This is a genomic window from Nevskiales bacterium (assembly GCA_035574475.1).
Taxonomy (GTDB): domain Bacteria; phylum Pseudomonadota; class Gammaproteobacteria; order Nevskiales; family DATLYR01; genus DATLYR01.
Map to the genome: position 1 here is coordinate 21,730 of DATLYR010000023.1, position 6,515 is coordinate 28,244.

Consider the following 6,515-nt stretch of genomic DNA (forward strand, 5'->3'; position numbering starts at 1 on the left):
GAATCAATGCCAGTAAAGTCAAGAATGCCCTACTTCAGAAAAGAATCCTCTCATTCGCGTTCATTGGCGTTCATTCGCGGACTTTGAATTCTTATATACGCGAGACCGAAATGCTGAGCATCCAGAATCTGCACGCCAGGGTTGCCGAGCGCGAGATCCTCAACGGCATCAGCCTCGAGGTGAAGGCCGGCGAGGTGCACGCCATCATGGGCCCCAATGGCTCGGGCAAGAGCACGCTGTCCAAGGTCCTGGCCGGCCACGAGGACATCGAGGTCACCGAGGGCAGCGTCACCTACGACGGCCGCAACCTGCTGGAGCTGGCACCGGAGGCGCGCGCCTGCGAGGGCCTGTTCCTCGGTTTCCAGTACCCGGTCGAGATCCCGGGCGTCAGCAACCTGTACCTGCTCAAGGCCGCCCTCAACGCGCGCCGCAAGTACCGCGGCCAGCCGGAAATCGACGCGCTCGACTTCCTGACCCTGGTCAAGGAGAAGGTCAGGCTGATGCGCATGGACGACGGCATGCTTTATCGCGGCGTCAACGAGGACTTCTCGGGCGGCGAAAAGAAGCGCAACGAGATCCTGCAGATGCTGGTGCTGGAGCCCAGGCTGGCGGTGCTGGACGAAACCGACTCCGGCCTGGACATCGACGCGCTCAAGATCGTCGCCGACGGCATCAATGCCCTGCGCGGACCGGAGCGCGCCATCGTGCTGGTGACGCATTACCAGCGGCTGCTCGACCACGTCGTGCCGGACCAGGTGCACGTGCTGGCCAACGGTCGCATCGTCCGCTCGGGCGGCCGCGAGCTGGCCCTGGAGCTGGAGCAGAAGGGTTATGGCTGGTTGGAAGGCGCCAGCCGCAGATCCGCGGAGCAGATTGCTGTGCCATGACCACACCGGTGTACGACCACTATCTCGGCGAGCACGCGCGCCTGGCCGCACAGCTGCCGGGCGACGGCTGGCTGCGCGAGCTGCGTGCTACCGCCCTGCAGCGCTTCGTCGAAGCGGGCTTCCCGGCCACGAGCCAGGAAGACTGGAAGTACACCGACCTGCGTGCGCTGCAGAAACTGCGCCCGCAAGCCGCCGTATCGCAACCGGTGGATGCGGCCGCGATCCAGGCGCTCCGCCCGGCCGGACTGGACGCGCACCGGCTGGTGTTCGTCAACGGCCATTACGCGCCCCAGCTCTCCGAGATCGGACCGCTGCCGGCCGGCGCGCAGCTGGGCCCGCTGGCGGTGCGGCTGGCGGCGCCGGACGAGGCACTGCGCGTGCAGCTGGGCGCCACCGTCAACGGCAGCCGTACGGCGCTGACCGACCTCAACACGGCCTTCGTCAGTGACGGGCTGTGGTTGCAGCTGGCCGACGGCGTTGCGCTGGAGCGGCCCGTCCACGTGCTGTTCATCGGGCTGGGGGACGGCATGGTGCACGCGCGCAACCTGCTGCAGCTGGGCCGCAATAGCGCGGCCACCGTGATCGAGCATTACGTCGGCCTGGCTGGCGCGCAAACCCTGACCACGGCGGTCACCGAAGTGCAGGCCGGACCCGATGCGCGCCTGGTGCGCAGCAAACTGCAGCAGGAAGCCCCGGGCAGCTATCACTTCGGCGGCTTTTACCTGGACCTGGCCCGTGGCAGCGAGGCGCGGCTGCACGGCATCGATCTCGGCGGCCGGCTGGTGCGCAACGACACCCACGGGCGGCTGCAAGGACCCGGTGCCAGCATCCAGATGGACGGTGTTTATGCGCCCGGCGCGCGGCAGCACATCGACAACCACACCCGCATCGACCACCTGCAGCCGGCCGGCCGCAGCCGCGAAACCTACAAGGGCGTGATCGACGCGCACGGCCGTGGCGTGTTCAACGGCAAGATCGTCGTGCACCCGAATGCGCAGAAAACCGACTCCGAGCAGTCCAGCGCCGCGCTGCTGCTGGCGAAGAACGCGGAGGTGGACGCCAAGCCGGAGCTGGAGATCTACGCCGACGACGTCAAATGCGCGCATGGCGCCACCGTCGGCCAGCTCGACGAGACCGCCGTGTTCTATCTGCAGAGCCGTGGCGTGGACCAGACCAGCGCGCGCAACATCCTGACCTACAGCTTCGCCGACGAGGTCATCCGCCGCGTCGGCATCGAGGCCCTGCGCCGGCACATCGAGGCGCAGTTCATGGCCAAGCTGCCCAACGGCCCGCAGCTGCGGGAGTTGCTGTGAGGCCCGCGCCCGCCACCGCTGCAGGCCGCTTCGATGCCGAGCGCCTGCGCGCCGATTTCCCGGCGCTGCAGCAGAACGTGCACGGCCGGCCGCTGGTCTATCTGGACAACGCCGCCACCACGCAGAAGCCGCGCAGCGTCATCGAAGCGCTGGTTCACTACTACGAGCGCGACAACTCCAATGTGCACCGCGGCGTACACGCGCTGTCCGAGCGCGCCACGGCCGCCTACGAGAGCGCCCGCGAGCGGGTACGCGCCTTCCTGAACGCCGCGCAGCGCGAGGAGATCGTCTTCACGCGCGGCACCACCGAGAGCATCAACCTGGTGGCGCAGAGCTTCCTGCGCCCGCGGCTCACGCCGGGCGACGAGATCCTCATCACCGGCATGGAGCATCATTCCAACATCGTGCCCTGGCAGCTGCTCTGCGAGCAGACCGGCGCCGTACTCAAGGTGGTGCCGATCACGGATGACGGCGAGCTGGTCTATGCCGAGTTCGAGCGCCTGCTGAACCGCCGCACACGCCTGCTCGGCGTGGTGCAGGTCTCCAATGCGCTGGGCACGGTCAATCCGGTCGCGCGCATGATCAAGGCCGCGCATGCGCAGGATGTGCCGGTGCTGGTGGATGGCGCGCAGGCGGTGGCGCACCTGCCGGTGGATGTGCGCGCGCTGGACGCCGATTTCTACGCCTTCTCCAGCCACAAGATCTTCGGCCCCACCGGGCTGGGCGTGCTGTACGCGAAGCGCAGACTGCTGGAGGACATGCCGCCCTACCAGGGTGGTGGCGACATGATCCTGACTGTGAGCTTCGAAAGGAGCACTTGGAACGCCCTGCCCTACAAGTTCGAGGCCGGCACGCCGCATATCGCCGGCGCCGTCGGCCTTGGCGCGGCGCTCGACTATCTCGAGTCCGTCGGCCTGCCCGGCATTGCGGCGCACGAACACGCGTTGCTGGACTATGCCACCGATGCCGTGCGCACGGTCAAGGGCCTGCGGCTCATCGGGACTGCGAACGAGAAGGCCGGCATCCTGTCCTTCGTCATGGACGGCGTGCACCCGCACGACATCGGCACCATCGTCGATGCCGAGGGCGTCGCCATCCGCACCGGCCACCACTGCGCCATGCCGGTCATGGAGCGCTTCGGCGTACCGGCCACCGCGCGTGCCTCCTTCGCCCTGTACAACACCCGTGCCGATGTGGACGCGCTCGTGCACGCTCTGCACCGCGTCAACCAGCTGTTCGCCAACTGACATGTCCGACCTGCGCGAGCTGTACCAAGAAGTCGTGATCGACCACGGCCGGCGGCCGCGCAACTTTCGCGCGCTCACGCCGGTGACACACCAGGCCGAGGGCTTCAACCCGCTGTGCGGCGACCGGCTGACGCTCTATCTCAACGTGGTGGACGGCGTGATCCGTGACGCCGGCTTCCAGGGCAGCGGCTGCGCCATCTCCACCGCCTCGGCCTCGCTGATGACCGAGCACCTCAAGGGTAAGACCCCGGCCGAGGCCGAGGCCGTGTTCCGCCAGTTCCACAGCCTGATGACGGGCGACGGTGCGGCCGGCGAGGATAAACTCGGCAAGCTCACCGTGCTGTCCGGCGTCAAGGAATTCCCCACGCGGGTGAAATGCGCCACGCTCGCCTGGCACACGCTGCAGGCCGCCCTGCACCGCGAGACCCAGCCGGTGAGCACGGAATGAGCGAGACTGCCGCAGCCACCGCAACCTCGGTCGATGTCGAGGCGCTGCGCGCGCGCATCATCGAGACGCTACGCGGCATCTACGACCCCGAGATTCCGGTGAACATCTACGACCTCGGCCTGATCTACGGGCTGGACATCAGCGCGCAGGGCGATGTCGAAATCCGCATGACGCTGACCGCACCCGGCTGCCCGGTGGCACAGACCTTCCCCGGCATGGTCGAGGCTACGGTGATGGCCGTGGATGGCGTCAGGCGCGCCAAGGTGGAGCTGACCTGGGATCCGCCCTGGACGCGCGAAATGATGTCTGAGGTGGCCCAGATCCAGCTGGGGCTGATCTGATGTCGGACTGGGTGACGGTGGCCCCGGCCACGGAACTTCCGCCCGGCAGTTGCCGCGTGGTCGAGGTGGACGATGCCAAGGTGGCGGTCTATAACCTCGACGGGCGGTTCTACGCCATCGAGGACGTCTGTACCCACGATGGCGGCGAGCTGGCCAGCGGGCAGGTCGAAAACGGGCAGGTGATCTGCCCGCGTCACGGCGCCCGCTTCTGCATCCGGACCGGCGCCGTGCTCGCACCGCCCGCCTACGAGCCGCTGCACTGTTTTCCCGTGCAGGTGGTAGGCGGCATCGTCAGCGTACGCGACGACCGCTGGGACTGACCACGGTCGCGGCCGCGCGGGATCATGAGGTGGGTTCTATACAGACCCCGCCGCTCGGGGTAGTGTTAGCGAGAGAAAACACGCCCGCCCGATCGCCGCGTACGCAGGGGAGCCAATAACGCATGAAGAAGGGCTTCTGGACCACCGACGGCTTCGCAGGCCTGGTCTTCACCCTGGTTTTCCTGCTAGTCAGTTTCGTCCTGTATCCGGATGCCTTTCAGGGACTGGAGCGTTATGCCTACGACGTCGGCGTGCGCAGCGCCGAGCGTGTGCCCAGCGACCGTGTTGCCATCGTGGCGATCGACGACGAAAGCATCCAGAACATCGGCCGCTGGCCCTGGCCGCGTGACGTCCATGCACGCATGATCGAGCAGCTGCGGGCCGGCGGCGCCAAAGTGATCGGCAACACGATCCTGTACTCCGAGCCGCAGGTCGATCCGGGCCTGGTGCAGATCAACCAGTTGCTGCAGTTCGTCGAAGGCTCGAGCCTGTCGGTCCTGTTGCCGCGCCCGTCCGCTGGTCCTGCAACTGCACAGGCATCCGAGCCCCCTCCTGCGGTCGAAACCGCAGCCCCCGCGGCGGATGCGCAGGCCTTGCCCGTACCGGACACGGCCGCCACCGTACCGCAAGGCGATGCGGCAATGCTGGTCGGAAAACTCCTGGCCGCGCGCGATGCCCTCGATACCGACCAGAAACTGGCCGCGAGCATGCGCGCGGCGGGCAACGTCGTGCAGGCCATGACCTTCGTGCTGGGCCAGCCGCAAGGCCGCCCCGACGCACCGCTGCCGGACTACGTGCTGCGCAATGCCATCACCCAGGTCCATGGCAACCCCGAGGCCGGCAGTCCGATCCCGACCCAGGCCGCCCTGCCGCCGATCCCGCCGGTGGGCGAGGCTGCCAGCGGTATCGGCCATCTGAGCAGCACGCTGGACGTGGATGGTGCGCAGCGCTTCGAGCCGCTGGTACTGGAGCATTTCGGCGTCTATCTGCCCTCGTTCTCGCTGTTGCTGGCGGCCCGCGTGCTCAACCTCGGCGTAGACGACATCCAGCTACGCCTGGGCGAAGGTATCAGCTTGGGCAATCTGCGTATCGGCACCACGCCCGACCTGCGCATGTACAGCTTCTACTACAGTGAGCGCAACGGCCGTCCGCCGTTCAGCGTCGATTCCTTCCATGCCGTGTTGAGCGGCCGTGTGCCGGCCGACAAGTTCCGCGACAAGCTGGTGCTGATCGGCGCCTCGGCCAGCGGTGTCGGCGACAACTTCCCCACGCCGGTGGCCGAGAGCATGCCGCCGGTGCTGGCGCTGGCGCATGCCGTGTCCAGCATCCTGCAAGAGGATTTCTTCACACGGCCACAGTGGGCGCCGCTGCTGGAAAGCACGCTGCTGCTCCTGCTGGCGCTGTATCTCATCCTGATGCTGCCACGGCTCGGCGCCGGACTGGCTGCCGGCATCAGTCTTGCGCTGCTGGCCGCCCTGCTCGCCACCCAGTTCGTCCTCATGACCGGCAGCGCGCTGTGGCTCAAGCTCACGATCCCGGCCGCATTCCTGGTCACCGGGCACGTGTTCATGACCGTCAAGCAGTTGCGCGTCACCGAGCGGCTCAAGCTCAAGAGCGAAGCCGAAAGCGCCGAGAGCAACAAGACCCTCGGGCTTGCCTTCCAGGGCCAGGGCCAGCTCGACATGGCCTTCGAGAAATTCCAGCGCGTCCAACCCGTGGATGAGCACCTGCTGGGCCTGATGTACAACCTGGCGCTCGATTTCGAGCGCAAGCGCCAGTTCAACAAGGCCGAGAGCGTGTACCAGACCATCGCCCGCCATGACCCGAAGTTCAAGGACGTCGGCGACAAGCTCAAACGCGCCCGGCAGCTGTCGGAAACCGTGATCCTGGGCGGTGGGGGCGGCGGGACGGGGCCCGGGGGCACCCTGGTCATGGAGGGTAGCGGCGTGGAGAAACCCA

7 protein-coding genes are annotated in these 6,515 nt (G+C 67.3%); all 7 read left to right on the top strand.

What is annotated here, in order from left to right; translation table 11 throughout:
- Positions 1-110 precede the first annotated feature (110 nt).
- Entirely contained in the window at positions 111-887 is a 777-nt protein-coding gene (gene sufC / locus VNJ47_01290) for a Fe-S cluster assembly ATPase SufC (GenBank protein HXG27467.1), read from the top strand.
- Positions 884-2,200, top strand: a complete 1,317-nt coding sequence (sufD, locus tag VNJ47_01295; GenBank protein HXG27468.1) for a Fe-S cluster assembly protein SufD — start codon at positions 884-886, stop codon at positions 2,198-2,200. The genes sufC and sufD overlap by 4 nt, the downstream gene beginning before the upstream one ends.
- A 44-nt stretch (positions 2,201-2,244) precedes the next feature.
- Entirely contained in the window at positions 2,245-3,447 is a 1,203-nt protein-coding gene (locus VNJ47_01300; GenBank protein ID HXG27469.1) for a cysteine desulfurase, read from the top strand.
- A 1-nt stretch (position 3,448) separates the two neighbouring features.
- Entirely contained in the window at positions 3,449-3,895 is a 447-nt protein-coding gene (locus VNJ47_01305) for an SUF system NifU family Fe-S cluster assembly protein (protein ID HXG27470.1), read from the top strand.
- The gene (locus VNJ47_01310; GenBank protein ID HXG27471.1) at positions 3,892-4,236 is read left to right on the top strand and encodes an SUF system Fe-S cluster assembly protein; all 345 of its coding nucleotides are present in this window, start codon (positions 3,892-3,894) and stop codon (positions 4,234-4,236) included. Before VNJ47_01305 ends, VNJ47_01310 begins: the two co-directional genes overlap by 4 nt.
- Positions 4,236-4,556 (top strand): non-heme iron oxygenase ferredoxin subunit, encoded by a 321-nt coding sequence (locus VNJ47_01315; protein ID HXG27472.1) that lies wholly within the window; start codon positions 4,236-4,238, stop codon positions 4,554-4,556. The genes VNJ47_01310 and VNJ47_01315 overlap by 1 nt, the downstream gene beginning before the upstream one ends.
- A 122-nt stretch (positions 4,557-4,678) precedes the next feature.
- The coding region (locus VNJ47_01320) for a CHASE2 domain-containing protein (protein HXG27473.1) at positions 4,679-6,515 on the top strand (1,837 nt) is incomplete at its 3' end.

Coding starts and splice junctions, on each gene's coding strand:
- VNJ47_01315 (HXG27472.1), top strand. CDS start 4,236: ATGTCGGACTGGGTGACGGTGGCCCCGGCCACGGAACTTCCGCCCGGC.
- sufC (HXG27467.1), top strand. CDS start 111: ATGCTGAGCATCCAGAATCTGCACGCCAGGGTTGCCGAGCGCGAGATC.
- sufD (HXG27468.1), top strand. CDS start 884: ATGACCACACCGGTGTACGACCACTATCTCGGCGAGCACGCGCGCCTG.
- VNJ47_01305 (HXG27470.1), top strand. CDS start 3,449: ATGTCCGACCTGCGCGAGCTGTACCAAGAAGTCGTGATCGACCACGGC.
- VNJ47_01310 (HXG27471.1), top strand. CDS start 3,892: ATGAGCGAGACTGCCGCAGCCACCGCAACCTCGGTCGATGTCGAGGCG.